At 71.1% G+C, this 25,566-nt stretch carries 19 protein-coding genes and 1 tRNA gene; 1 reads left to right on the top strand and 19 read right to left on the bottom strand.

Annotation, left to right across the window (positions count from 1 at the left end; translation table 11 throughout):
- Positions 1 to 25 precede the first annotated feature (25 nt).
- The 3 genes from AB0B98_RS09915 to AB0B98_RS09905 form a co-directional block, all read right to left on the bottom strand.
- Positions 26 to 1,264 (bottom strand): FAD-dependent oxidoreductase, encoded by a 1,239-nt coding sequence (locus AB0B98_RS09915; RefSeq protein ID WP_357361773.1) that lies wholly within the window; start codon positions 1,262 to 1,264, stop codon positions 26 to 28.
- Entirely contained in the window at positions 1,254 to 3,371 is a 2,118-nt protein-coding gene (locus AB0B98_RS09910) for an MMPL family transporter (RefSeq protein WP_357361771.1), read from the bottom strand. The genes AB0B98_RS09915 and AB0B98_RS09910 overlap by 11 nt, the downstream gene beginning before the upstream one ends.
- A 263-nt stretch (positions 3,372 to 3,634) precedes the next feature.
- Positions 3,635 to 3,707, bottom strand: a tRNA-Asn gene (locus AB0B98_RS09905).
- A 261-nt stretch (positions 3,708 to 3,968) separates the two neighbouring features.
- Between AB0B98_RS09905 and AB0B98_RS09900 the strand changes: the two genes are divergently transcribed.
- Complete coding sequence (locus AB0B98_RS09900) at positions 3,969 to 4,379, top strand: hypothetical protein (protein ID WP_238649121.1); 411 nt, start codon at positions 3,969 to 3,971, stop codon at positions 4,377 to 4,379.
- A 64-nt stretch (positions 4,380 to 4,443) separates the two neighbouring features.
- Here the strand turns inward: AB0B98_RS09900 and AB0B98_RS09895 are convergent, their stop codons facing one another.
- The 16 genes from AB0B98_RS09895 to AB0B98_RS09820 all read right to left on the bottom strand — a co-directional run bounded on the left by AB0B98_RS09895 (position 4,444) and on the right by AB0B98_RS09820 (position 25,559).
- Positions 4,444 to 5,451, bottom strand: coding sequence for a sugar phosphate isomerase/epimerase family protein (locus AB0B98_RS09895; RefSeq protein WP_355009784.1), 1,008 nt, complete (start codon positions 5,449 to 5,451; stop codon positions 4,444 to 4,446).
- Positions 5,452 to 5,663: 212 nt separating this feature from the next.
- Positions 5,664 to 6,167, bottom strand: coding sequence for an ATP-binding protein (locus AB0B98_RS09890; protein ID WP_357361769.1), 504 nt, complete (start codon positions 6,165 to 6,167; stop codon positions 5,664 to 5,666).
- A 205-nt stretch (positions 6,168 to 6,372) separates the two neighbouring features.
- Positions 6,373 to 8,481 carry a ThuA domain-containing protein gene (locus AB0B98_RS09885; RefSeq protein ID WP_238670333.1) on the bottom strand — a complete coding sequence of 703 codons (2,109 nt, stop codon included), beginning with the start codon at positions 8,479 to 8,481 and terminating at the stop codon, positions 6,373 to 6,375.
- 75 nt (positions 8,482 to 8,556) lie between these two features.
- Complete coding sequence (locus tag AB0B98_RS09880; protein ID WP_357361768.1) at positions 8,557 to 11,412, bottom strand: PQQ-dependent sugar dehydrogenase; 2,856 nt, start codon at positions 11,410 to 11,412, stop codon at positions 8,557 to 8,559.
- A 217-nt stretch (positions 11,413 to 11,629) separates the two neighbouring features.
- Entirely contained in the window at positions 11,630 to 12,697 is a 1,068-nt protein-coding gene (locus AB0B98_RS09875) for a polyprenyl synthetase family protein (RefSeq protein ID WP_357361767.1), read from the bottom strand.
- Positions 12,694 to 14,109, bottom strand: a complete 1,416-nt coding sequence (locus AB0B98_RS09870) for a nucleotide pyrophosphatase/phosphodiesterase family protein (RefSeq protein ID WP_238670336.1) — start codon at positions 14,107 to 14,109, stop codon at positions 12,694 to 12,696. The genes AB0B98_RS09875 and AB0B98_RS09870 overlap by 4 nt, the downstream gene beginning before the upstream one ends.
- Positions 14,106 to 15,305 (bottom strand): metabolite traffic protein EboE, encoded by a 1,200-nt coding sequence (gene eboE / locus AB0B98_RS09865; protein ID WP_357361766.1) that lies wholly within the window; start codon positions 15,303 to 15,305, stop codon positions 14,106 to 14,108. The genes AB0B98_RS09870 and eboE overlap by 4 nt, the downstream gene beginning before the upstream one ends.
- The gene (locus AB0B98_RS09860; RefSeq protein WP_357361765.1) at positions 15,305 to 16,162 is read right to left on the bottom strand and encodes a TatD family hydrolase; all 858 of its coding nucleotides are present in this window, start codon (positions 16,160 to 16,162) and stop codon (positions 15,305 to 15,307) included. The genes eboE and AB0B98_RS09860 overlap by 1 nt, the downstream gene beginning before the upstream one ends.
- Positions 16,163 to 16,771: an EboA domain-containing protein gene (locus tag AB0B98_RS09855; RefSeq protein ID WP_357361764.1), complete on the bottom strand. Its 609-nt coding sequence runs from the start codon at positions 16,769 to 16,771 to the stop codon at positions 16,163 to 16,165. It lies immediately after the preceding gene.
- Positions 16,772 to 16,836: 65 nt separating this feature from the next.
- The gene (locus AB0B98_RS09850) at positions 16,837 to 17,796 is read right to left on the bottom strand and encodes a sugar phosphate isomerase/epimerase family protein (RefSeq protein WP_357361763.1); all 960 of its coding nucleotides are present in this window, start codon (positions 17,794 to 17,796) and stop codon (positions 16,837 to 16,839) included.
- The gene (locus AB0B98_RS09845) at positions 17,793 to 18,752 is read right to left on the bottom strand and encodes an SCO3242 family prenyltransferase (protein WP_357361762.1); all 960 of its coding nucleotides are present in this window, start codon (positions 18,750 to 18,752) and stop codon (positions 17,793 to 17,795) included. The genes AB0B98_RS09850 and AB0B98_RS09845 overlap by 4 nt, the downstream gene beginning before the upstream one ends.
- Positions 18,736 to 19,902, bottom strand: coding sequence for an inositol-3-phosphate synthase (locus AB0B98_RS09840; protein ID WP_357361761.1), 1,167 nt, complete (start codon positions 19,900 to 19,902; stop codon positions 18,736 to 18,738). The genes AB0B98_RS09845 and AB0B98_RS09840 overlap by 17 nt, the downstream gene beginning before the upstream one ends.
- Before the next feature lie 644 nt (positions 19,903 to 20,546).
- Entirely contained in the window at positions 20,547 to 21,755 is a 1,209-nt protein-coding gene (locus AB0B98_RS09835) for a Gfo/Idh/MocA family oxidoreductase (RefSeq protein WP_238670343.1), read from the bottom strand.
- 21 nt (positions 21,756 to 21,776) lie between these two features.
- Positions 21,777 to 22,829, bottom strand: coding sequence for a substrate-binding domain-containing protein (locus tag AB0B98_RS09830; RefSeq protein ID WP_238670344.1), 1,053 nt, complete (start codon positions 22,827 to 22,829; stop codon positions 21,777 to 21,779).
- Positions 22,830 to 22,926: 97 nt separating this feature from the next.
- Positions 22,927 to 24,054 (bottom strand): ABC transporter permease, encoded by a 1,128-nt coding sequence (locus AB0B98_RS09825; RefSeq protein WP_238670345.1) that lies wholly within the window; start codon positions 24,052 to 24,054, stop codon positions 22,927 to 22,929.
- The gene (locus tag AB0B98_RS09820) at positions 24,051 to 25,559 is read right to left on the bottom strand and encodes a sugar ABC transporter ATP-binding protein (protein WP_238670412.1); all 1,509 of its coding nucleotides are present in this window, start codon (positions 25,557 to 25,559) and stop codon (positions 24,051 to 24,053) included. Before AB0B98_RS09820 ends, AB0B98_RS09825 begins: the two co-directional genes overlap by 4 nt.
- Positions 25,560 to 25,566: the final 7 nt, after the last annotated feature.

Here is a 25,566-nt window from a genome sequence, read left to right as displayed (position 1 = left end):
ATAACAGCGCGCTCGGGTAGGCCTGTCAGCCGGCGCGCAGCTCGTCCAGCACCGCGCCGGCGGCGCGCCAGCCGCTGGTGAGGGCGCCCTGGATCGATGGGCTGTCCCGGTGGTCACCGGCGACGAACAGGCCCTCGCCCAGCGCCACCGGCTTGCGCAGCCGTCCCTGCGGGGGCGGCGCGGCGGGTAGCGCCTCGGGGATTGCCACTGTGGTGAGGTGGGTCCAGTCTGCGGTGGAGCGGCCGTACAGCCGGGTCAACTCGGCCCGGATGGTCGGCTCGGGTGGGGCGGTCGGGCCGACCACCGAGGTGGCGATCAGGTGCCGTCCGGCGGGCGCGTACGTCGCGGCGGCGTTGCTGAGCACCACGGTGTTGGCGACGAGTTCGCGTCGGTCGCCGTCGACGAGCAGGACCGGCTCGGTGAGGGGCGGCTCGGGCGAGCTGTGGTAGTAGGTGGTGTAGCTGTGCATGCGTACCGTCGCCAGGGCCGGAAGCAGCGCGGCCGCGGCGGGCGGGTCGACGGCGACCACGACGGCCCGGCAGCTGATGTCGCCGGCCTGGGTGCGGACCCGGCCCGGGGTGACCTCCGCGACCGGGGTGTCCAGGTCGAGCAGGTCGGCGGGCAGTGGCGCGGCGATGGCCCGGGGCAGCGCGGCCATTCCTTCGGCGGGCAGGCCGATCCGGCCGCGGGCGAAGGAGCGCAGCACCATCGCCAGCACGTGACTTGAGGTGGACAGTTCCCGGTCGACGAACACACCGGACAGGAACGGTCGCAGCAGCTCCTCGATGATGGCGTCGGAGAGGCCGGCGCGGCGCAGCGCTGTCTCGGTGCTGGTCTCCGGCGCGGCGAGGAGCCGGGTCGCGGGGAGGGTGGCGCAGCCGGTGGCGAGCGCGGCGAAGCGCAGCCGGTCGAGCAGGGAGCCGACGTCGGCGAGCGCGGTGCCGGGCCCACCGGTCGGTTCGCGCAGTGGGTTGACCAGCCGCAGCAGCTTGTCGCCCTTGCGGACCAGCACGCCGGAGGTGAAATAGCCGAGGTTGAGCTGGTCGGTGTCGAGCAGCGTGCCGAGCCGGGGGTAGGCGGTGTTGAGCACCTGGAAGCCCCGGTCGATGAGGTGACCGTCGACCACGTCGGTGGCGACCCGGCCGCCGAGCCGACCCTCGGCCTCCACCAGCCGCCAGGGCACGCCGGCGCGGTGCAGCCGGCGGGCGGCGGCGAGGCCGGCCAGGCCGCCGCCGACGATGACCACATCGGTTTCAGCCAGCACCGCGCGCCTCCCGCTCACCGTTCGCCCGGGACAACCGGCCCGGCCACCAGATCTTCGGCCCGATGTCGTACGCGAGTGCGGGCACCAGCAGCGACCGGACGATGATGGTGTCGATCAGTACCCCGATCGCGACCGCCGTACCCAGCTCGACGAGGATCACCAGTGGCAGGACGGCGAGGGCGGAGAACGTCGCGGCGAGCACGATGCCGGCGGAGGTGATCACCCCGCCGGTGACGGCGAGGCCGGCGAGTACACCGGCGCGGGTGCCGCGCTTCACCGACTCCTCGCGGACGCGACTCATCAGGAAGATGTTGTAGTCGATGCCGAGCGCGACAAGGAAGACGAACGCGAACAGCGGGAACGACGAGTCCACGCCGGGGAAGTCGAAGACGTGGCGGAACAGCAGCGCGCAGAGGCCGAGGGTCGCCGCGAAGCTGAGCAGCACTGTGGCGATCAGCAGCAGCGGGGCGAGCAGCGCGCGCAGCAGCAGGGCCAGGATGACCGCGATGACCACCAGCACCACCGGGATGATGACGTTCTGGTCGCGCTTCGCGGCGTCCGAGGTGTCCACGTTGATAGCGGTGAAGCCGCCGACCACAGCGTCCGCGCCGGGCACCTGGTGTACGGCCACCCGCAGCTCCCGGATGGTTCGTTCGGAGCCGTCGCTGTCGGGTGGGTCGGCCAGGGTCGCCTCCAGTTGCACCCGCCCGTCGACGACCTTCGGGGCGGCGTTCTCCTCGGGTGGGCCGGTCTGCGGGCCGGTGGTGAGGGGGCGGACGTCGGCGACGCCGGGCACGGCGGTCGCCACCTGGGCGACCTGTCGGGCGGTCTGCTCGGTGGTGAAGATGGTGGCCGGGCTGCCGGTGCCGGCCGGGTAGTGCCGGGAGATCACCTCCTGACCGTCGACCGAGTCGGTGCGCTGGGTGAACAGGTCGGACTGGCCGAGCGTGGTGGCGCCGAGCTGGGTGAGGCCGAGGGTCAGTAGGGCCAGCACGACGGCGGTGGTCAGCCAGATCGGGCGGGCGTGCCGGGCCACGAAGCCGGCGACCCGGCTCCAGATGCCGTGTTCGGCGCGCGGGTCGGCCTGGTCGGCTCGGGGCCGTCGGGGCCAGAACGCCCACCGACCGCCGAGCACCAGCAACGCGGGTAGGAAGGTGAGCATCACCAGCAGGGTGGCGGCGATGCCGATGGCGGCGACCGGGCCGAGCGCCCGGTTGGAGTTGAGGCTGGACAGCAGCAGGCAGAGCAGGCTGACGATGACGGTGCCGCCGGAGGCGATGATGGCTGGCGCGGCGCCCTTCCAGGCGGTCTTCATGGCGTCCCACGGGCGCTCGTGCCGGTGCAGCTCCTCCCGGTAGCGCGCGATCAGCAGCAGTGCGTAGTCGGTGCCGGCGCCGAAGACCAGCACTGTGAGGATGCCCTGGGCCTGCCCGTTGAGTTTGACCACGTCCGCGTCGGCGAGCAGGTAGACGAAGACCGAGGCGAGGGCGTACGACATGCCGGCGGCGAGAAGCGGGAAGATCCAGAGGACCGGGCTGCGGTAGACGATCAGCAGGATGACCAGCACCACTACCAGGGTGACCAGCAGCAGTGGCCCGTCGATGGCGGAGAAGACCTCGATCAGGTCGGCGAGCAGGCCGGCCGGGCCGGAGACGTCCACTGTGAGGCCGTCCCGGTCACCGCCGGTGATGTCGCGCAGTTGCTCGACGACGGTGCCGATCTCCTCGCCCTCGGCGTCGTCGACGGGTACGACGACCTGGAGTGCCTGGCCGTCGTCGCTCGGGATGGGCGGGGGCAGTGGGGTGACCACGCCGGGGATCTGGGCGAACCGGGCGGCGTCGGCGCTCACCCGTTGCCGGTCCGCGTCGGTGATCCCGGAGGGCCGCTCGTAGACGACCAGAGCCGGGATGGTCTGCCGGTCGACGAAGTCGCCGGCGAGGTCCTGGGCGCGGGTCGCCTCGGCGTCGGTGGGCAGGAAGGCGGCGTTGTCGTTGGTGGCGACCTCGCTGAGGCGCCCCGCGTACGGGCCGGAGACGCCGCCGATCACCAGCCAGGCCAGCACGACCGCCACCGCGATCAGCGTGGCCTTGCCGCCTCGTCCGGACATCCGCACTCACCCCAAGGATCGACGCGTCAGTCGACGCACTCTGAACGCGACTCAACATCGCCCATCCTGCCGCCGAAACCTCCCGAGACAGTGCGAATCCGGCATCCCGCCCGGGTCGATCATGGAGTTGTGGTGGGGGATGAAGGGCGCAGAACAGCACGCAACCGGCACCACAACTCCATGATCGACCCGGGAGTTGGGTGGGGGTGGGTGGGTATGACGAACGCCCGCCGGCTTCAGGCCGACGGGCGTTCGTAGGGAAGCTCCCCCGATTGGACTCGAACCAATAACCTGCCGGTTAACAGCCGGCTGCTCTGCCAATTGAGCTACAGGGGATCGTGCTCCGCGCGACCTCGGATCTCCCCGACGCCGTGCGACGGGACAAGAGTACAGGACATTCCCCGGTGATGGTCCAGTGGGTTCCCTCCCCGTCGTCGCATTGACAATCGGGGTAAATCGCCATCCCGGCACAACCATGCTTGAGCGGAGAGCAGGATGGGTAGTTAGCTGCGGACAGAGGACGCAGGCGCGAACAGGTCGCCTTCCGACGGGGCAACTCGCCGGGGTGACGGCGCGTCAGGTACGGAAGGAGCCGCCATGCGCGGAAAGATCATGTTTCTTGGCGGGCTGGCTGCGGGATTCGTCCTGGGCGCCCGTGCCGGCCGGGAGAAGTACGAAGAGCTAGTGGTCCGGGGCCGCAAGGTGCTCGACCACCCGACCGTCCAGGAGGCGGCCGGGGTCGCGCAGGCCCAGGCCAACAAGCTCTACAGCGAGGGTAAGGACAAGCTCGGCCAGACCAAACTGGGCGAGAAGCTGGGCAATGGCAACGGCAACGGCAGCACCGGCAAGCAGGAGCTGACCGCCGCCGACGACGCGTTCGCCGGCACGCCCGCCACGGTGGGCGCCAAGGCGGGCACCAGCACGGTCGGCACGACCTCCGGGTCGCCGTCGTCCACGAACCCCCGCACCAAGCCGTCCGGCTCGGGCACGAACGCCAGCACGCTCTGACCAACCGCACGTCGACGGGCCGGTCGCCGCAGGGCGACCGGCCCGTGGTCTGTCCGACGTGCGGTCAGTCCTTGCTGCTGAACGCCGCGTCGAAGGCGGCGCTCGGGGCGTCGAAGGCGAGCCGGCGGACGAACTGCAACGCCTCCGGGGCGCCGACCAGCCGGTCCATTCCGGCGTCTTCCCACTCGACCGAGATCGGGCCGGTGTAGCCGATCGCGTTCAACGCGCGGAAGCAGTCCTCCCAGGGCACGTCGCCGTGGCCGGTGGAGACGAAGTCCCAACCGCGCCGCAGGTCGGCCCAGGGAAGGTGCGAGGCGAGCCGGCCACGCCGGCCATCGCCGGTACGCACCTTCGCGTCCTTGCAGTCCACGTGGTAGATCCGGTCGGCGAAGTCGAAGATGAAGTTCACCGGGTCCAGCTCCTGCCACACGAAGTGCGACGGGTCCCAGTTCAGCCCGAACGCGGGCCGGTTGCCGATCGCCTCCAGCGTCCGCTTCGTCGTCCAGTAGTCGTACGCGATCTCACTGGGGTGCACCTCGTGCGCGAAACGCACTCCCACCTCGTCGAACACGTCGAGGATGGGGTTCCACCGGTCGGCGAAGTCCTGGTAGCCGCGCTCGATCATCGACGGCGGCACCGGCGGGAACATCGCGAGGGTGTGCCAGATCGACGAACCGGTGAAGCCGACGACCGTCTTCACCCCGAGCTTCGCCGCTGCCCGCGCGGTGTCCTTGATCTCCTCGGCGGCCCGCTGACGAACCCCCTCGGGCTCCCCGTCGCCCCAGATGCGGCCGGGCAGGATGTCCTGATGCCGCTCGTCGATCGGGTGGTCGCAGACCGCCTGACCGACCAGGTGGTTGGAGATCGTGAAGACCTCAAGGTTGTGCTTCGCCAGGGTCTCCTTCTTGCGCTCGACGTACGAGTCGTCGGCGAGCGCCTTGTCGACCTCGAAGTGGTCGCCCCAGCAGGCGATCTCCAGACCGTCGTAGCCCCACTCGGAGGCGAGCCGGCAGACCTCCTCGAACGGAAGATCGGCCCACTGGCCGGTGAAGAGCGTGATGGGTCGCGCCATTGTCCTTCTCCCCTGTTGTGATGGGGATTCCTTGTGCGGACCGGGGCGAGGGTGACCGGGCGTGCGCGGCACCCGAGCGGTCACCGGTGGGTGCGGAACACACCTGAGCCCGGCGGGTTGCGCCTCCCACCGGGTCACCGGCCACCAGCACGGTCGCCGACCCCCACCCTATTTCCGCAGTGCCCCATCGGGGAAGCCCCGCGGTCGGCCGATCATCCGATCATTTCCTCGGGCGCGGGCAGGACAGCCCGTACGGTGAAGCCGCCGTCGGCGCGCGGGCCGGCCGAGAACGTGCCGCCGAGCCGCTCGGCGCGCCTGCGTACCCCAACCAGACCCCGACCGGCGCCCTGGGTGCCGCCGCCGGACGGAGCGGGACCGGCGCCCTCGTCGCGAACCTCGATGGTGATGCCCGCGGCGTCGTAGCGCAGGCGGACCCCGACCGGCGCGCCCGGCGCGTGCCGGCACGCGTTGGTCAGCGCTTCCTCGATGATCCGGTACGCCACCACGTCGACCGGGCCGGGCAGCGGCCGGGGTTGCCCGGCCATCTTCCACCGCACCGGTTGACCGGCGGTGAAGCCCTCCACCAGCGCGTCGAGACGGTTCAGGCTGGGTGCCGGCTGGGACGGGTCGTCGGGCTCGTCGGCCCGGCGCAGCGCGTCACCCAGCCGGTGCCCGTGCGCCAAAACCATCCCGCGCCACTGCGCGAACAACCCCATGCAGGTCAAGGTACGGCAGCCGCCTGTTAGCCGCGCCCCGGCGTCCCGCGCCGCGCCCCACCCCACCCCGCCCGCGTCGATCTTGCACTTTGTGTCGACGAAAGGTCGGCAGTGTGGCATTTGCCGCGACAGGAAGTGCAAGATCGACGGGGCAGGCAGAGAGGGGGCGGCGACTAACGTCGCCGCCCCCTCCAGCACTAGTCGGTCAGGGCAGGGTCCACTTCTGGTTGGCCGCGTTTAGGCAGGTCCAGAGGTGCACGACGGTGCTGTCGGCGGAGTTGTTGCCGGAGACGTCCAGGCACTTGCCCGACGACGGGTTGCGCAGGGTGCCGTCGGACGCGGCGGCCCAGTTCTGTGCGCCGCTGCCGTTGCAGGTCCAGAGCTGGATCTTGGTGCCGTCGGCGGTGCCGCTGCCGTTGACGTCCAGGCACTTGCCGAGCGCCTTGATCGTCGAGTTCGGCGTCACGGTCCAGGTCTGCGCCGTGCTGCCGTTGCAGGTGTAGAGCTGGATCTGGGTGCCGTCGGCGGTGCCCGCGTTACGCACGTCCAGGCACTTGCCGGCGAGACCCTTGATCGGGCCGACACCGGTGCCCCCGCCGGTGCCCTTGACCAGGGTGAAGTCGTCCAGGTCGAAGAGCCCAGTGCCGCTACCGGTGAAGGTGAGGTAGAGGTTCTGGGTGCTGGACGGGACGTTGGACAGCGCCGTGGAGACGTTGGCGAAGGTCGTCCAACTGCCGGTGTTGGGCACCGCGACGGTGCCGAGCACCGGGCCGGTGGCCGAACCGGTGCGTACCTGGATGGCGCCACCCGCGCCACCGGAGACGACCCGGGCCGTGAACGAGGTGACCCCGGCCAGGTTGACCCCGTTGTACGCGGCCCAGTCGCCCGGGTCGATGTAGCCGACGGTCTGCCCACCGTTGGCGCCCGCCTTGGTGAACGCGGAGACACCGTTGGCCGAGCTGAACGCCTCGGCCTGGATCGTGCCGGTGGGCGGCGGCGTGGTGCCCAGCTCCTTGATCCGGATGTTGCGGAAGGAGGCGTCGTCACCGGTGCCGTGGTTCTGGATGCCGATGTGACCGGCCAACGAGCGGACCGGGTTGGTGTTGGTGAAGTCGTTGATCTTCACCCCGTTGAGGAAGATCTGTAGCCGCTCGCCCTCGACCAGCAGCTCGTACGTGTTCCACTCCCCCGGCGCGTTCAGCGCCGCGTCGCGGGCGGCGATGTCGGCGGACTTGTAGGTGTAGACCGCGCCGGTGGTGCGGTCGGCCGCGTCGGTGGCGTCGATCTGGATCTCGTAACCGTTGTCGACAGCCGACCACGGGTCACTCGACGGTGGGAACCCGATGAAGATGCCGGAGTTGTCGTCACCGGCCAGCTTCCAGTCCAGCTTCAGCGAGTAGTTGGTGAACTGCTTGGCGTTGTACCAGTACAGCCCCATGCCGCCGACCGAGGTCAGGGTGGCGTCGGTGTTGGTGAAGCTGCCCGGGCCGGCCTGTGACCAACCGGCCGTCGAGCCGTTGAACAGCGGGGTGTAGCCGGTCTCGGGCCGGCAGTCGGCCTTGCTCCGACCGGAGGCGTACCGGATGCCGCCGAGCAGGTGGTTCCGGAACCCCGACTCCGCGTACGACGCCTGGGTGTGCCCCGCGCCGGTGTAGAAGGACCGGCCGCCGCTGTAGCTCTTGCACCAGCTCAGCGGGTGGTCGGCGCCCATCCCGCCGCCGGAGTACGACGACTCGTCCAGGGTGGCCAGCACGTGGGCGCTCGACCGGGCGTTGGTGCGGTAGTTGTACCACTCGTCGGTGCGGGTCCAGGTCTGCGGCAGGTGACCGGTTGCCGCGTGGCCCCGGTCCTCCACCTTCATGTTGGCCTGCTGGATCGCGGGGTGCGAGGCGAACCACGCCCCCACGAGGTTGCCGTAGAACGGCCAGTCGTACTCGGTGTCGGCTGCGGCGTGCACACCGACATATCCACGGCCGGAGCCGATGTACGACTCGAAGGCGGTCTGCTGACTGGCGTTGAGCACGTCGCCGGTGGTGTTGAGGAAGACGACCGCCTCGTACTGGTTGAGGTTGCTCGTGGTGAACGCGGCGGCGTCCTCGGTCGCGGTGACCGTGAAGTTGTTCGCCGCGCCCAGGTCGCGGATGGTCTGGATGCCGACCGGGATCGCGTCGTGCCGAAAACCAGCGGTCTTGGAGAAGACCAGCACGTCGTACGGGGCGTCGGCGGCGCTGGCCGGGGTGGCCGGGGTGGTACAGGCGATGACGGCGAGTGCGGCCATGGCCGCACCGAGGACGGGTCGCAGGCGTCTGCGCATATCGCTCTCCTAATTGCGGTTAGGAGGGGCCCCTCGCATCACACTAGGCGTTGTCGAAGGGCCCCTCCCGCCAGCTCAGGGCAGGGTCCACTTTTGGTTGGCGGCGGCGGTGCAGGTCCAGAGATGGACCACCGTGCTGTCAGCGGAGCTGTTGCCGGAGACGTCGAGGCACTTGCCCGACGACGTGTTGCGGAGCGTGCCGTCGGCTTGGGCCGCCCAGTTCTGGGCGGCGGTCCCGTTGCAGGTCCAGAGCTGGATCTTGGTGCCGTCGGCGGTGGCACCACCCGACACGTCCAGGCACTTGCCCAACGACTTGATCGTGGAGTTGGGGGTGACCGCCCAGGTCTGCGCGGCACTGCCGTTGCAGGTGTAGATCTGGATCTGCGTGCCGTCGGCGGTGGCGGCGTTGCGCACGTCCAGGCACTTGCCGCCGAGGCCCTTGATCGCCCCGGCCCCACCGGCCGGGGGCGTCCCGGTGACGAAGGTGAAGGCGTCCAGGTCGTAGAGCGCCCCGGTGCCCGACCCGGCGAAGGTCAGGTAGAGCGTGGTCGTGCCGGTCGGCGGGTTGCTGATCGTCCCGGTGACAGTGGTGAAGGTCTCCCAGCCGCCGGTCACCGGCACCGTGGCCGAGCCGAGCACCGTGCCGGTGGCCGAACCGGCCCGGACCTGGAGGGTGCCACCGGCGCCCGCCGAGGAAACCCGGGCGTTGAACGAGGTCACGTTGCCCAGCCGGTACGGCTGGAACGCGATCCAGTCGCCGTTGTTGATGTCGCCGACGGTCTTGCCGCCCTCGGCCGGGGTCTTGCTGAACACGTTGATCCCCGACGAGGTGCCGTAGAACTCGGCCTGGCGGTGCCGCGGCGGCAGCGTGTGCTGGGTGTGCGTGGTCAGCCCACCGGCGTCGGTGTACTCGGCGTCGAAGATCGCGAAGATGTTCGCCGCGTCGTCGTGCTCACCGTCGACCGGGATGGTGATCGAGCCCGAGCAGCCGGTCTTCGAGGTGATCTGGTGCCCGTGCTGGTCGTGCCCGAGCACGTAGGTCATCTTGACCTTCGTGCAGTCGATGGTGCCGTCCTCCGGGTCGGTCACCGTGATGCTGTACGCCACGGTGTCCCCGAAGCCGAACAACTGACCGTTGCCCGGGTTGTTGATCGTGACCGTGGGCGCGGTGTTGCCGACGCTGATCTGCACACTGCTGCTGCCGGTGGCGCCCTGCGGGTCCCGCACGGTCAGCGTGGCGGTGTAGGTGCCGTTGGCGCTGTAGGTCTTCGTCGGGTTGGCGGCGGTCGAGGTGGTCCCGTCACCGAACGCCCACGCGTAGGTCAACGTGCCGCCCTCGGGGTCGGACGAGCCGGCCGAGGAGAAGGTCACAGCGAGCGGGGCGGCGCCGGAGGTGCGGTTGGCGCTGGCCTTCGCGGTGGGCGCCCGGTTGCCGCCGCCGACGTAGTCGAAGCGGTAGAGCGCCGAGTTGGCGTCACCGTTGAAGTAGCCGGTGCCGTAGTCGAGCACGTAGTACGCGCCGTCCGGGCCGAACGCCGAGTCCATCACCTGCTTGCCGACCCAGGGGAAGGTGTCGATGGCGCCCCGGGAGCCGTCGGAGTTGACGTGGATCGGCTTGATCCAGCCCCGGCCGAACTCGGTGGCGAAGAACTGCCCGTCGAACGACTGCGGGAACTTGGTGGTGGAGGTCGACGAGGCGTTGTACCGGTAGACCGGGCCGCCCATCGGCGACTCGGAGCCGCCGCCGAACTCGGTCGGGGTGCCGGCGTCGCCGGCGTACCGGATCCAGGCCGGCTGGGCCGGCGGCAGGGTGGTCAGGCCGGTGTTGCGGAACGAGTTGTTGGTCGGCCCGCCGGTGCAGTTGTACTTCGCGCCGCTGGCGCTGGTCGCGAAGTCGAACTCGTTGTACGTCTCGGTGCTGGTGTTGGTGCCGGTGCAGTACGGCCAGCCGTAGTTGCCCGGTGCCGCGACCCGGTTGAACTCCACCTGGCCGGACGGCCCGCGGGTGGAGCTGGTGGAGCCGGCGTCCGGCCCGTAGTCACCGACGTAGACCACCCCGGTGGCCTTGTCCACGCTGATCCGGAACGGGTTGCGGAACCCCATCGCGTAGATCTCCGGCCGGGTCTTGGACGTGCCGGGGGCGAACAGGTTGCCCGACGGGATGGAGTACGTGCCGTTGGCGTTCACCTTGATCCGCAGGATCTTGCCGCGCAGGTCGTTGGTGTTGCCGGCGCTGCGCTGCGCGTCGTACGCGGGGTTGCGGTTGGTCCGCTCGTCCAGCGGTGAGTAGCCGGACGACTCGAACGGGTTGGTGTCGTCGCCGGTGGAGAGGTAGAGGTTGCCGGCGGCGTCGAAGTCGATGTCCCCACCGACGTGGCAGCACACGCCCCGGCTGGCCGGGACGTCGAGCACGTCGACCTTGCTGGACTGGTTGAGCGTGAAGTCCGCGTTGAGGGTGAACCGGGAGAGCCGGTTGACGCCGTCGAAGGCCGAGAAGTCGGTGCCGGTGGCCGGCGCGTCGCCGCCGGGGGTGGAGAGCGGCGGGGCGTAGTAGAGGTAGATGTAGCGGTTGCTGGCGAAGCCCGGGTCGACGCCGACGCCCTGCAACCCCTCCTCGTCGTGCGAGTAGACCGACAGGGTGCCGACCACGGAGGTGGTGCCGTTGGCGTCGGTGCGGCGTAGGGTGCCGTTGCGGGCGGTGTGCAGGACCGAGCGGTCCGGCAGCACCGCCAGCGACATCGGCTCACCCATGTCGGTCACGCCACGAGCCAGCTCGACCTGCTGGAAGTCGCTGGCGACGATCGTGTGTGCCTGGGCGGGGGCCGAGCCGGCGGCGAAGGTGACCGTGCCGGCGGCGACCGCCAGCAGCAGCGCGGATCCGGCGGAGAACCATCGTCGGGACCGTTGTCTGGGAGCGTCCTTCATGGACATCTGTGCTGTCCCTTCCTGACGTGTGAATGCCAGGCCGGGCGCGCGCCGTCGCGCCGGATGCCGTAGCGGTGAGGGGGGTCGATGGGTTACCGCGCCGCCGGTTCACCTCGACGAAACATTGTCGTGTTGGTCACGACACTAAGTCGCACGTGTCGATGTGTCCATACCTTCCGGCGGTTCAGCATCAACTTTTGTCGATTTGATCGAAAGTCGCCGGTCAGGCGCGTCGGTCGATCGCCTGCCCGGCCAGCGCAACCAGGGCCGCGCGGGCCTCATCGGCCACCATGGCGTTCTGCAGGGCGGAGAGCGCGGCCTCGGTCCGGACCCGGATCATCTGCTCGATCCGCTTCCGCGCACCGGTCGCCTCGATGATGTCGCGCAGCTCCGCCGCGCCCTCGGCGTCCAAGGCCGGGTTGCCGAACAGCTCCCGCAGCCGGATGGTCTGCGTCCGATCGGCGGCGCTACGGGCCAGCGCCATCATCACGGTGGGCTTGCCCTCACGCAGGTCGTCCAGGACCGACTTCCCGGTCACCGCCGGGTCACCGAACACGCCCAGGACGTCGTCGCGGAGCTGGAACGCGTCACCCAGCGGGTCACCGAACTCGCCCAACGCGGCGATCAGCTCCTGCCCCGCGCCGGCCAGGGCCGCACCGATCTGCAACGGCCGGGTGACCGTGTACCGGGCAGCCTTCATCCGGATCACGGTGAGAGCGCTGGCCACCGAGCCGTCACCCACGCCGGAGACCAGGTCCAGGTACTCCCCCGCGATCACCTCGGTACGCATCAGCGCGAACACGCCGTACCCCCGGTGCACCTGCTCGGTGCTCAGCCCGCACTCGTGGAACATCTGATCCGACCAGGCCGCACAGAGGTCCCCGCAGAGCAGCGCCGTGTTGCGGCCGTACGCCTCGGGGTCACCGCGCCACGACGAGCGGGCGTGCAGGTCGGCGAAGAGCCGGTGCACCGACGGCTCACCCCGGCGGCGGTCGCTGCCGTCCAGGATGTCGTCGTGGATCAGCGCGAACGCGTGGAACAGCTCCAGGGCCGCCGCGGCCACCACGATCGGGGTGCCGTCGGCCGCCCCCGCGCCGCGCCAGCCCCAGTAACAGAAGAGCGGGCGCAACCGTTTGCCACCGGCCAGCACGAACCGTTGCAGCGCGGTGAAAACACCCCGCGGCGCCCCGTCCGGCCAGTCCGGGCCCTGCCGGCTGAGAAACCCGGCCAGCTCCGCGTCGAAGCGCGCCCGCAGCTCGCTGGCGTCGGTGGGCGCGACGGTGACCGTCATGAGCCCTCCCCCGACGCGCCGGCACCGCCGGGGCTCAACCCGGCCAGCTCCAGCAGCAGCGCCTTGACCTCGGTCGCCGCGATCTTGTCCCGGGCTGCGGTCGGGTCGGAGCAGAGCAGCACCGGGCCGTCCGCCGGGTCGTCCGGCAGCCGCCCGTGCGAGCCCCGCACCGCCCGCGCCCCGGCATCGAGCCCGACCGCGCTCATCAGGTACCGCATGCCGAGCTTCTTGCGGGCCAGGGCGACCCCGGCGCGGGCCTTCGCGGCACCGGGGTTGGCCGGGTCGAAGAACAACTCGGCCGGGTCGTAGCCCGGCTTCCGGTGGATCTCCACGAGCCTGGCGAAGTCCGGCGCCTGGGCGTCGTCCAGCCAGTAGTAGTAGGTGAACCAGGCGTCCGGCTCGGCCACCAGCACCAGCTCACCGGCGCGCGGATGGTCCAGCCCGTGTGCGGCCTTGCCCTCGGCGTCGAGCACCTCGGCCACCCCGGGCAGGTTGGCGCAGAGTTTCGCCACCGCCGCGACGTCGGCCGGATCCTTGACGTAGACGTGCGCGATCTGGTGGTCGGCGACAGCGAACGCCTTGGACGTCCACGGGTCGAGGTACTCCATGCCCGCCTGGGTGTGCACCCGCAACAGGCCCTCGGCGCGCAGCAACCGGTTGACGTCCACCGGCCGGGACACGTCGGTGATGCCGTACTCCGACAGCACCACCACTGTGGCGTCCCGGGCCCGGGCGGCGTCCAGGAGCGGGCCGAGCACCGCGTCCAGCTCGGCTGCCGCCGCGGCGGCTTCGGCCGACGAGGGACCGAAGCGTTGCAGGTCGTAGTCCAGGTGCGGGACGTAGACCAGGGTCAGGTCGGGTGACACGTCGGCGAGGATCTGCTCGGCCGCCTGGCAGATCCACCGCGACGAGGGCAACCCGGCCGTCGGCCCCCAGTAGGTGAAGAGCGGGAAGGTGCCCAGCCGCCCGGTGAGCGCGTCGTGCAGCTCCGGCGGGTCGGTGTAGCAGTCCGGCTCCTTGCGCCCGTCGGCGTAGTAGACCGGGCGTGGCGTCACCGTCCAGTTGACGTCGGCGCCCATTGCGTACCACCAGCAGACGTTGGCCACCGTGTAGCCGGGTTCGGCCCGGCGGGCGGCCTGCCAGAGCTTGTCCCCGCCGACCAGCGCGTTGTGCTGCCGCCACAGCAGCACCTCGCCCAGCTCCCGGAAGTACCAACCGTTGCCGACGATCCCGTGCCCGCTGGGCTGCTCGCCGGTGAGGAAGGTGGACTGCACCGAGCAGGTCACGGCGGGCAGCACGGTGCCCAGCTCGGCCCGGAAGCCGCCGTCGGCGACCCCCCGCAGTCGAGGCATGTGCGCCAGTAGTCGGGGGGTCAACCCCACCACGTCGAGGACCACCAGTCGCCGGCTCATCGCGTCACTCCCATACTCACGGTTCGCTCTGCGGTCAGGCCGAGGCCGACCAGTTCGTCCCGGGCGAAGGCCAGCTCCGCGGCGATGCCGGCGGCCAGCTCCGCGTCGGTGCCGGGCCGTCGGGCGGCCGGCAGCACCCCCCAGGTGTACGTCTCGACGTCGAGGTGGTCGCAGCCGGCGGTCGGGCCGTCGAAGAGCGCTCTCAGGGCCGCGCGGAGCACCGGCAGGGTCGAGCCGAGCGGCTCCTCGGGTGGGGCGTGCAGCGGCACGTGGTAGTGCACCCGCCACGGCCCGGGCAGCGCCCGGTCCAGCGCCTCGTCCAGGTCGTCGGCCGCGTACGTCGGGTCGGCCGGGTCGGCCAGGCCGGCGCAGCCGGCGCCCCGGGTCTGGTGCAGGAAGCGCGGCTCCACCCAGCGGCGCAACGCCTCGGCCCCGCCCTCCGGGTCGGCGGCCTCGACAGCGGCTGAGACCTGCACCTTCACCACCGGCAGTCCGGCCGCCCGCAGTCGGTGCAGCGCCTCGGCCGGCTCCTCCCAGGCGCAGGCCAGGTGGGCCAGGTCGACGCAGACACCCAGGCGTTCGGTGTCCATCCCGGACAGCAGCTCGGCCGCCTGACCGGTGCTCTCCACCACACAGCCGGGCTCCGGCTCGAAGGCGACGCGCACCTCGCGGCCGGTGTCCCGCTGCACGTCGGCCAGGCCGGCGGCGAGCTGGTCCAGTCGGCGTCGGGCCGCGTCGGCCCGGCCGGTGTCCCACGGTTGACGCCAGGCCAGCGGCAGCGTGGAGATCGAACCTCGGGCGGCGTCGTCGGGCAGCAGGTCGGCGAGCACCCGGGCCAGGTTGAGGGTGTAGTTCAGGCGCTGCTCGGTGGTCCAGTCCGGGTGGTACACGTCCTGCTTGACCACCGGGGCCTGGAAGGCCGCGTACGGGAAGCCGTTGAGGGTGACCACCTCCAGGCCGCGCGCGTCCAGTTCGGTGCGCAACCGGCGGCGTAGCGTCGGGTCGGTGGCCAGCTCGGCGGCGACCGGGGCGGCCAGCCACAGGCCGAGCCCGAGCAGGTCGCTGCCGAGCGTCTCGCGGACCGGCACCGCGTAGGTGTCCAGTTGACCGAGGATGCCGGCCAGGTCCTCGGCCGGGTGCACGTTCGTGCAGTAGCTCAGGTGGACGGTCTCGCCGCCGGCATGTCGCAGGCGCATCAGCTGCCGCCGCGCAGGATCGAGTTCCCGGTCTGCGGGTCCACAGCGGCTGCGGCGTCCAGGTCGCTGAGGTCGAGCCGCCCCGACTGACCGTAGAACTCCACGGGGTTTCGCCACAGCACCCGGTCGACGTCGTCGTCGCTGAAGCCGGCCGCGAGCATCGCCTCGCCGGTGGCCCGGGTCAGCAGCGGGTCGGAGCGACCCCAGTCGGCTGCCGAGTTGACAAGCATCCGTTCTGTGCCGTACTCCCGCAGCAACTCGACCATGCGCTGCGGGGTCATCTTGGTGTCCGGGTAGATGGAGAAACCCAGCCAGCAGCCGCTGTCGCGGACCAGCTTCACAGTCACCTCGTTGAGGTGGTCGACCACCACCCGACCCGCGTCGATGCCGGACTCGGCGACCACGGCGAGGGTCCGCTCGCAGCCGCGCGCCTTGTCCCGGTGCGGGGTGTGCACCAGCGCCGGCAGGTCGTACGCCACAGCGAGGGCGAGTTGCGCAGCGAACGCCTCGTCCTCCTCGGGCGTCATCGAGTCGTACCCGATCTCGCCGACCGCCACCACCGCGTCCTTGTCCAGGTAGCGGGGCAGCAGGTCGAGGACCGGCCGGCAGCGCGGGTCGTTGGCCTCCTTGGGGTTCAGGGCGATGGTGGCGAAGTGGCGCACCCCGAACTGCCCGGCCCGGAACGGCTCCCAGCCGATCAACGAGTCGAAGTAGTCGGTGAACGAGGCGGCGCTGGTGCGCGGCTGACCCAGCCAGAACGCCGGCTCCACCACCGCGCGCACTCCGGCGGCGGCCATCCGCTCGTAGTCGTCGGTGGTGCGTGAGGTCATGTGGATGTGGGGGTCGAAGATGCGCATTCACGCCTCCCGGGGCAGTGCGGCGGTGAGCCGGTGGAGCAGGTCGTTGGCGTCGGCGGGCAACTCCCGGCCGGCGGCGTGCCGTTCGGCGGCAAGCGCGGCCAGCATCGCGGTCAGCTCGCTGTCGGCCCGGGCGTCCAGGTCGGCCACGTTGGCCAGGGGGACGCCGCTGAACACGCACTTGAGCACCGCCTGCCGCCAGGCGGCCTGGTCGAGGTGCCGGGCGTACGGGCCGAGCGCGGCGGCGACCAGCCGGGTGTCGTTGGTCCGGATCGCGTCGTGCAGCAACGGAACCCCGTCGGCGCCGATCGGCAGCAGCGGCAGGGCGCGCAGCACGGCTCGTCGTTCGGCCGCGTCACCGTGCTGGTAGAGGCGCTCGGCGTACGCGGCGTGCTCGCCGGGGAGGCTGGTGAGCAGCAGCACCCGGGCCGCGTCGTCGGCGGTCCAGCCGGGGGCGTCGGGCAGCGCGGCCCGCCCGCAGCGTCGGCCGACGGCGGGGAAGAGCCGGGTGATCGCGGTGGGCTCGGTGGTGACCCGGCGCAGCGCCGTGTCCAGCCAATCGGGATCGGGTACGCCTCCCAGCGCGGCCCGTAGTGAATCCGGTGTCATCCCGTCTCCTCCCTCGTGCTGCTGTGCGGCTCCGTAGGTGCCCGAGCGCGTCCTTTGCTCTGCACCTACATATGCGCCGGGGCCTCTTCAGTGGGTGTCGCCTCGGCGGGTGCAGAGCAAAGGACGCTGGCAGGGTGGCAATCGGTGGCCGTCGCGGCGGCGGCGCGCAGGAACTCGATGGACCGGGCGGCCACTGCGGGCGCGGCGTGCGAGTCGCGGGGCAACTCGACGGCGACCAGGCCGCGGTAGCCGGCCTCGGCCAGGGCCGCCAGCACCGGCGGGAAGTCGATCTCGCCGACGCCGAACTCCAGGTGCTCGTGCACGCCTCGGCGCATGTCGTCGATCTGCACGTTGACCAGGTGGTCGGCCACCTCGGCGACGCACTGCGGCACCGGCCAGGGCTCCAGGCACCGGCAGTGGCCGATGTCGAGGGTGATGCCGAAACGGGCCGGGTTACCGAGAGCGGCGTGCAACCGACGCCAGTCCGCGATGTCCTGCACCAACATGCCCGGCTCCGGTTCGAAGCCGACTGTGACCCCGGCCGTGTCGGCCGCGTCGACCACTGTGGCGCAGCCGGCCACCAACCGGTCCCAGGCGCACTGCTGTGACACCGCCTCGGGGCGGACACCGGCCCAGAACGAGACCGCCTCCGCGCCCAGGTCGGCGCCGATCCGCACGGCCCGGCGCAGGAACTCGATCCGCCGGGTCGGGTCGTCGTGTAGCAACGTCGGGGCGTGCTTCTGCCACGGGTCGAGCAGGTAGCGGGCACCGGTTTCGATGACCACCGCCAGACCCAGCGACTCCAACCGTCGACCCACCGCTGCGACCCGGCGGGTGAGCCCGGGCGCGAACGGGTCCAGGTGGTCGTGGTCCAGGGTGAGCGCCACCCCGTCGTAGCCGAGGTCGGCGATGACGGCGAGCGCGTCGTCGAGGCGGTGGTTGGCGAAGCCGTTGGTGCCGTACCCGAGGCGCAGCGTGGTGGCGTCGACTGCCGACGCACCGGGCCGGGGCTCGGGGACGCTCATGTCGGTGAGACCTTCCGGGCCAGCCGTCGACCCAGCGGCGCGGCCGCCGCGACGGCCACCCCGAGCAGACCCGCTCCACCCCGTGCGGTCAGGGCTCCCTGGAGGGCCGGCAACCCGGTGATCCCGGCGCCGACGGCCGCGCGGACCCGCCCGGCCGACGGGTCCCGGACGACCTCGGCCTGGGCCGCGCCGTACCGGGCGGCGTACCAGCCGGCCAGCACTGCGGGCAGCGCCGCCGCGATCGTGGCCGATCGGCTGCGACCAGCGCGCACGCCGGTCCCGTCGACGGTCTCGGCCCGGTCGGTGGCCCCGGTCTGGTTCGTCGTTCGGAGAGCTGCGCGTCGGGCGCCCGGCACGGCGACGGCGGCACTGGCGGCGACCAGCGCGGTGCCGGCGAGGGTACGCATCGGCAGGGTGGCGTCGGCGCCGGTGACCTCCCGGCGGGACAGCGCGGTGACCGTCCAGGTGTGCGCGGCGACTGTGGCAGCCGCCGGCAACGCCCGGGTCATCCGGCCGCCGGACGCGCCGAGTAGCACGTCCAGCCCCCGGCAGGCGGCCATCACGGCCGGGCCGGCGGCGGTGTTCTTGGCCAGCAGGTCGTACCCCCAGATGGTGGCGGCCAGCGGCACGGCGAGCGCGGCGGCGCGGCGACCGCCCACGGCGGCGGCCAGGCCCACGCCGGCGGCCGTGAGGCCCGCCGCGAGACCGACGGCGGCGGCCGGGCTGACCCGCCCGCTCGGGATCGGCCGCTCGGGCCGTTCCTCGGCGTCCAGACGCCGGTCGGCCCAGTCGTTGGCGGCCATGCCGGCCCAGTAGAGCAGCACCGAGGCGCCGGCCAGGGCCGGGGTACGCGGGCTCAACGCGCCGGCCGCCGCGGCCCCGGCGATCACGTCACCGGGCACCGAGAGCGCGGCTGGCGCCCGGACCAGCTCGGCGAGATCAGCCAACGTTGCCATGGTCACCGTCCCCGCCGTCGTGCAGGTGCCGGGTGAAGGCGGTCAGCCGGGCCCACTGCTCGCCCAGCGAGTGGGTCGGCGTGCCCAGCGGGTCCTTGAAGAAGAAGCCCAGGTCGGCCAGCGGCCCCACCTGCCCGGCGGCGTGCGCGGCGGCGGTGAGCCGGGCCAGGTCGAGCACCAGCGGCGCGGCCAGCGCGGAGTCGCAGCCGTGCCAGGTGAACTCCATCCGCATGCCGGTGCCGAGGAATCCGCTGAAGGTGATCAGATCCCAGGCGGTCTTGAAGTCGCCCAGTTCCTCGACGTACTCGATGCGGGTGCCGCCCTGCGGGACGTAGCCCAACGTCTCGCCGAGCACCCGCTGCTTGCTCTGCACCTTCGCCGCGTTCGCGGCCGGGTCGGCGAGGGTGGCGCCGTCGCCACCGCCGAGCAGGTTGACCCCGGACCAGGAGCCCACTGCCAGGTTGCGCATCGCGAACATCGGCGCGAGCACCGACTTGACCAGGGTCTCCCCGGTCTTGCCGTCGTGCCCGGCGTACGGCAGTCGGGCCTCCTCGGCCAGCGCGGCCAGCGCCGGCAGCCGCAGCCCGGTGGACGGGGTGAAGTCGACGTACGGGCAGCCGGCGAGCACCGCGGCGTACGCGTAGAGAGAGCTGACCGGCAACACCTCGTCCGGACCGTCGAGGGCGGCGCGTAGCGCGGCCGGGTCGGCGTGCGCGGGGTGCGGTAGAGGGGCCGGTTCGGTGGCGGACACGTTGACCACTACAACCCGGTCCAACTCGTGCCGCTCGCGGAAGCTGATCAGGTCGCGGACCACGGCCTCGGCCCGGTCGGCCTGGGTGTCGCCGACCGGTGCCGGGCGCAGCTCCTGCTCGACCACGCCCAGCTCGTCGCGGAGCGCCGCGACCAGCCGCCACGGGATGACACCAGCGTCAGCGAGGGCCTCGGCGCGCTTGCACAGCGGAGTGGTGGCCAGGTCATGTCCGCCGAAGACCAGATCGGCGAACGCCGGCAGGGCCGGGCCGCGCAGCTCGGGAAGCTCGGTGACGCAGCCGGTGGGCCCGGCAAGGCCGGCCCGCAGCGCGAGCCCCCCGACGATGCTGGTGGTCGCGACGGAACCGCGCGCTCCTACCAGCCAGACACCTGTTCGCATGGTGCTCCTTCCCCATTCACGAGGAACCGTCGGTACCGCTAAATATAGGAATATCAGAATATGTTTCGGAAAGATACGGGCTTGTTTCGTAAAGTTTTCGGGCCGGGTGGATGGGCCCCGTCCGCTCGCCCCGCACCGGAACAGCACCGGCTTCCGACGTCGGCGTCGGCGGCGACGACGACGGACCGGATCCCGGCAGGTGCGAGCAGACGGGGCTGGTAGGCAGGGTCGGGTCGGCGTCTCGACCCTGCCTCCCCCGCATCCGGCCGGTCGGGGCATTGGCATGCCCCGGCCGGGCGTCTCAGGCCGCCGCGCCCACCGGAACACCGACCGAACCACTACCCGCCGGGAACCGGCGAGCGGATGCGGTACGGGTGGGGGCGGCGGCGGGCGGTGTCATCAGTTCCTCCGGAGGTCACCGGTGGTGGCGGTCCTCCGGTGCGGCCGGGGAATCCCGGTCCGGTCGCACCGGACGACCGTCCTGCTCGTGCGCCACCGGGCCGTGTGGCCCGGCTGCACGCTCCCCGATGCCGACCTCTGTCCCGGCCACGGGGCGCAATCCGTGGCCGGTCCCTCGCCGGTCGACTTCGGAAAGCCGGTCGGGCGACGGCGGTGCGAACACCGCCGTCGCGGATGGTCAATGGTCAGAGGGCCGCCGCGGTCAGCGTCGGTTCCACCTCGGCCCAGGATGAGCCGAGCTCCGCCGAGCGGGCCACCGCGTCCAGCACCAGCTGGACCTGCAACGCGTCGGCGAAGGAGGGAGTCGGGTCGACACCGGTGGCGACCGCCTCGATGAAATCGCGCATCTCGTGCGTGAACGAGTGCTCGTAGCCGATGATGTGGCCCGGGGGCCACCACGCCGACATGTACGGGTGCTCGCCCTCGGTCACCAGGATGCGACTGAAGCCCTGCTCAACGGCCGGACGGGTCGCGTCGTAGAACTCCAGCTCGTTGAGGCGCTCCAGGTCGAAGACCACACTGCCCAGCGAGCCGTTGATCTCGACGCGCAGCGCGTTCTTACGGCCGGTCGCGAACCGACTCGCCTCGTACGTGGCCAGGGCGCCACCGTCGAGTCGCGCCACGAAGACCGCGGCGTCGTCGACGGTGACCGTCCCGGTGGGCGCCGCGTGGCCGTCCACCGAAGCCGCCAGACCGCTCGACTCGGCCGGCAACGGCCGCTCCTTGACGAAGGTCTCGGTGACCGCGCTGACGCCGCTGATCCGCTGACCCGTGACGAACTGGGTCAGGTCGATGATGTGCGCACCGATGTCACCGAGCGCGCCGGAGCCCGCCCTGTCCTTCTGCAACCGCCAGACCAGCGGGAACTGCGGGTCCACGATCCAGTCCTGCAGGTACGTCGCACGGACGTGTCGAATCACCCCGAGCCGTCCGTCGGCGACCAACTGGCGCATCATCGTGACCGCAGGGACCCGGCGGTAGTTGAACCCGCACATCGACCGCACTCCGGCAGCCCGGGCGACGTCCGCGGCAGCGGTCATCGCCCGTGCCTCCTCCACCGAGTTGGCCAACGGCTTCTCGCACAGAACGTGCTTGCCTGCGGCCAACGCGGCGAGAGCGATCTCGGCGTGACTGTCGCCCGGGGTGCAGATGTCGACAACGTCGATGTCGTCCCGGTTGATCAGGTCACGCCAGTCGGTGGTGTACGCGTCCCAGCCGAGTGTGTCGGCGGCGTCAGCCACCTTCGCTGTGTCTCGGCCGCAGATCAACGCCATCCGGGCCCGCGCCGGCAGGTCGAAGACGCGGTTCACTGTGCGCCACGCCTGTGAGTGCGCGGCGCCCATGAACGCGTAGCCGACCATGCCGACCCGCAGTTCTTTGTCTGTCGTGGACAAGGTGGGTCTCCCCCCGATATGTCAGAACCCGAGCTTGTCGTAGCTGCTCGCGTTCTCCTTGGTGATCGTCTCCGAGGCCAGGGTCACTTCCTTGGGCACCTGCAGCTCCGTCAGGTCGCCCAGGCCCCGACCCTGCGCGATGAGCCGCGCGAGCGAGACCGCCGAGGAGGCCATCGACGGGTTGTAGGTGACAGTGGCCTTCAGCACGGTGTTGTCGGCCTTGATGGCGTCGATCGCGAGCTTGGAGCCCGCGCCGCCGACCATGAAGAACTCCGACCGGTTGGCCTGCTTGATGGCCGCGAGCACACCGATGCCCTGGTCGTCGTCGTGGTTCCAGATGGCGTCGATCTTCGGCAGCGCCTGGAGCAGCTGGGACGCCTCGCGCTGGCCGCTGTCCGAGGTGAACTCGGCCGAACGACGGTTCTTCACAGTGAACCCGTAGGTCGCCAGGGCGGCCTTGAAGCCCTCGCTGCGCTCGACGGTCAGCGGGATCTCCAGACCGGCGATCTCACCGATGATCGGGTTGGCGACGCCCTTGTCCTTGAGCATCTTGCCGATGTAGTGCCCGGCCGAGACGCCCATGCCGTAGTTGTCGCCCTTGATGACCAGCCGCGAGGCCAGTGCGTCGGGGAACGCCCGGTCGAGGTTCACGATCGGGATGCCCGCCTGCATCGCCTGGAGGGCAACGGCGTTGACCTCCTTGCCGTCGTGCGGCAGCACGACGATGATGTCCGGCTTCTGGGCGATCAGGGTGCCGAGCGTGGAGCGCTGGGCCTCGGAGTTCGACCCACCGTCGACCTCCTTGAACTCCACGTCCGAGTAGGCAGCCGCCTGCGCCTTGGCGTTGGCGTGGATCGCGCCCATCCAGCCGTGGTCGGCGGCCGGGGCGGAGAAGCCGATGACGACCTTCTTGCCGGGGGCGTTGTTGCCTTCGCTGTTTCCGGCGGCCTTGGTCTGGGTGCTGGCAGCCGGGGTCTCGTTGCTGGTGCAGGCAGTGAGGAGGGTGGCAGCGCCCACTGCGGCTCCACCGAAAAGCAACCGGCGGCGCGACAGGTCGCGACTGTGCTGGGTCATTAATGACCTCCTGGGAGCGGGATTTGACTTATTGAGGGTGTGCGAGGCCCGGCCACCGTCGAGTTTCTCGACGTCGCCAGGACAACGGTGCGGTGCGTCAGGTTGCGGTGGTGACCCTGTTCCGCGCGAGGAGCCGAGTGACGGACTTGAACTGGAACTGCTGGACCAGGACGGCGGCGACGATGATGCCGCCCTTGACCATGTTCTGCGCCTCGATGGAGAGGCCGTTGATGGCGAAGAGGTTCGTGATGGTGGCGAAGATGATGACGCCGAGCAGCGAGCCGACGATGGTGCCCCGGCCGCCGCTGAGCAGCGTCCCGCCGATGATCGCCGCGGCGATCGCGTCCAACTCGTACAGGTTGGCCATCGCCGCCTGCGCCGAGGTCGCCTGCGAGGTCAGCATGATCGCGGCGATGCCGCAGCAGAGACCGGAGAGCGCGTAGAGCAGCATGGTGTGCCGCCGGACGTTGATGCCGGCCAGCCGCGCCGCCTCCGGGTTACCGCCGACGGCGATGGTCCGCCGGCCGAAGGTCGTGCGGTTGAGCACCACCCACCCGGCCAGCACGACAGCGCCGAGGATGTAGACGAGGATCGGGATCCCGATCACCTTGCGCGCCGCGATGTCGTTGATGAAGGTGCTGCTCGACACCTGGGTCTGCTTGTTGGAGATCGACGCCGCCAGCCCTCGCGCGGCCACCAGCATCGCGAGCGTCGCGATGAAGGGGACCAGCCGCCCGTACGAGATGAGCACACCGTTGACGAGGCCGACGCAGATGCCGACGGCGAGGGCGGTGAAGATCATGCCGCCGGCGCCGTAGCTCTGGGTGGCCACAGTGGTGCACCAGACCCCGGCCAGCGCGACGATCGCGCCGACCGACAGGTCGATGCCACCGCCGATGATCACGAAGGTCATCCCGACAGTGACCACGCCGACGACCGAGGCCAACTGGAGAATGGCCAGGACGTTGTTCCAGACCCAGTTCGGGTCGCCGTACAGGTCGGGCTTGGTGATCGCGCCGACCACGATGAGCGCGGCCAGCACCCCGATCAGGCCGAGGTTGCGCTTGGCGCCGTCGCCACCGTCACCCCGCCACCAGGAGAGCTTGCGCCCTGATCCTGCCTTGTTATCGGCCACCGCCGTCTCCGCCGGGTCCACCGGCGGCGACTGCGCCGGAAGCTGCGGGCGCTCCGGTGTCGCGGTGGGAGTGGGAGTCGCGTCGCTCATGCCGGTGCGCCTTCCATCAAGGACCCCGCCATCACGAGGTCAAGCACAGTGTTCTCGTCGAGTTCGCCGGCCGCGGCTTCGCGGACGACCCGCCCTTCCCGCATCACCAGCACCCGGTCGGCCAGACCCAGCACCTCGGGCACCTCGCTGGAGACCAGCAGCACCCCCACGCCCTGAGCGGCCAATGACCGGATGACCTGGTAGAGCTCGGCCCGGGCGCCCACGTCCACGCCCCGGGTCGGCTCGTCGAGAAGCAGCAACTTGGTGCCGCCGAGCAGCCAACGCCCGACCACCACCTTCTGCTGGTTGCCGCCGGACAGCGTGCGTACCGGCCGGTCGACGTCCCGGGGCCGCAGCTCAAGGGTCTCCGCGATCCGGTCCGCCTCGGCGCGTTCCTTGGCGGCGTTGGTGAAGCCGAGCCGCGCGTACCGGCCGAAGGTGGCCAGCGTGACGTTGCGGTAGATCGGCTCGCCGAGCAGCAGCGCCTGGCTCTTGCGTTCCTCCGGGGCCATTCCCATGCCGGCGCGGACCGCCGCGCCGACACCGGGGCGCAGGACCTTTCCGTCCATCTGCACGGTGCCGGCCTCCGGGAGGCGGGCACCGTAGATCGTCTCCAGCAGTTCGGAACGACCGGAGCCGACCAGCCCCGCGATGCCGACGATCTCCCCGGCACGCACGTTCAGCGACACGTCGGCGAACTCGCCGGTGCGGGTCAACCCCTGCACCTGGAGCAGGTCGGCGCCTGCGGAGTCGTCGGTCGGCCGGTCCGGGAAGACGTACTCGATGGTGCGGCCGGTCATCCGGCTCACCAGGTCGCGGGTCGGGGTGTCGCGCGCCGGCAGGTTCGCCGCCGTGGTCCGGCCGTCCTTGAGTACGGTGACCCGGTCGCCGATCTCGCGGATCTCCTCCAAGCGGTGGGAGATGTAGATGACGGCGATACCCTGCGCGGTCAGCTCTCGGATGATCCGGAACAGGTTGCCGACCTCGTCGTGGGCCAGCACCGCGCTCGGCTCGTCCATGATGATCAGTCGGGCCTCGTGCGACAGCGCCCGCGCCATGCTGACGATCTGCTTGCCGGCCGCCGGCAGGGACCGGACCATCCGCCCCGGCGGAATCTCACCGTGGCCCAGCCGGCTGAGGATCTGACGGGTGTGCCGGGCCATCCGGCCGCGCCGGACGAAACCGAAGTTGCGGTACTCGTGCCCCAGGAACGCGTTCTCCGCCACCGACAGATCCTCGACGAGGTCGAGCTCCTGGTAGATGGTGGCGATGCCCGCCTTCATGGCGGCCTGCGGGTTGGCGAACGTGGCCGGCTCACCGCGCCACTCCACCTGCCCGGAATCCGGTTGGTGCACCCCGGCGAGCACCTTGATGAGAGTGGACTTGCCGGCGCCGTTCTGCCCGAGCAGGCAGTGCACCTCGCCGGCACGCACCTCCAACTGCACGCCGTCGAGCGCGCGTACGCCGGGGAAGGTCTTCACCACATCGGTGAGGCGCAGGACCACCTCGCCC

This window comes from Micromonospora sp. NPDC048947 (genome assembly GCF_040649495.1).
In the GTDB taxonomy this organism is placed as follows: Bacteria; Actinomycetota; Actinomycetes; order Mycobacteriales; family Micromonosporaceae; genus Micromonospora; species Micromonospora alfalfae.
Note: the sequence above shows the minus strand (reverse complement) of the source record. Positions and strands in the feature narration are given on the sequence as shown.

Coding starts and splice junctions, on each gene's coding strand:
- AB0B98_RS09910 (WP_357361771.1), bottom strand. CDS start 3,371: ATGTCCGGACGAGGCGGCAAGGCCACGCTGATCGCGGTGGCGGTCGTG.
- AB0B98_RS09900 (WP_238649121.1), top strand. CDS start 3,969: ATGCGCGGAAAGATCATGTTTCTTGGCGGGCTGGCTGCGGGATTCGTC.
- AB0B98_RS09895 (WP_355009784.1), bottom strand. CDS start 5,451: ATGGCGCGACCCATCACGCTCTTCACCGGCCAGTGGGCCGATCTTCCG.
- AB0B98_RS09890 (WP_357361769.1), bottom strand. CDS start 6,167: ATGGGGTTGTTCGCGCAGTGGCGCGGGATGGTTTTGGCGCACGGGCAC.
- AB0B98_RS09885 (WP_238670333.1), bottom strand. CDS start 8,481: ATGCGCAGACGCCTGCGACCCGTCCTCGGTGCGGCCATGGCCGCACTC.
- AB0B98_RS09880 (WP_357361768.1), bottom strand. CDS start 11,412: ATGTCCATGAAGGACGCTCCCAGACAACGGTCCCGACGATGGTTCTCC.
- AB0B98_RS09875 (WP_357361767.1), bottom strand. CDS start 12,697: ATGACGGTCACCGTCGCGCCCACCGACGCCAGCGAGCTGCGGGCGCGC.
- AB0B98_RS09870 (WP_238670336.1), bottom strand. CDS start 14,109: ATGAGCCGGCGACTGGTGGTCCTCGACGTGGTGGGGTTGACCCCCCGA.
- eboE (WP_357361766.1), bottom strand. CDS start 15,305: ATGCGCCTGCGACATGCCGGCGGCGAGACCGTCCACCTGAGCTACTGC.
- AB0B98_RS09860 (WP_357361765.1), bottom strand. CDS start 16,162: ATGCGCATCTTCGACCCCCACATCCACATGACCTCACGCACCACCGAC.
- AB0B98_RS09855 (WP_357361764.1), bottom strand. CDS start 16,771: ATGACACCGGATTCACTACGGGCCGCGCTGGGAGGCGTACCCGATCCC.
- AB0B98_RS09850 (WP_357361763.1), bottom strand. CDS start 17,796: ATGAGCGTCCCCGAGCCCCGGCCCGGTGCGTCGGCAGTCGACGCCACC.
- AB0B98_RS09845 (WP_357361762.1), bottom strand. CDS start 18,752: ATGGCAACGTTGGCTGATCTCGCCGAGCTGGTCCGGGCGCCAGCCGCG.
- AB0B98_RS09840 (WP_357361761.1), bottom strand. CDS start 19,902: ATGCGAACAGGTGTCTGGCTGGTAGGAGCGCGCGGTTCCGTCGCGACC.
- AB0B98_RS09830 (WP_238670344.1), bottom strand. CDS start 22,829: ATGACCCAGCACAGTCGCGACCTGTCGCGCCGCCGGTTGCTTTTCGGT.
- AB0B98_RS09825 (WP_238670345.1), bottom strand. CDS start 24,054: ATGAGCGACGCGACTCCCACTCCCACCGCGACACCGGAGCGCCCGCAG.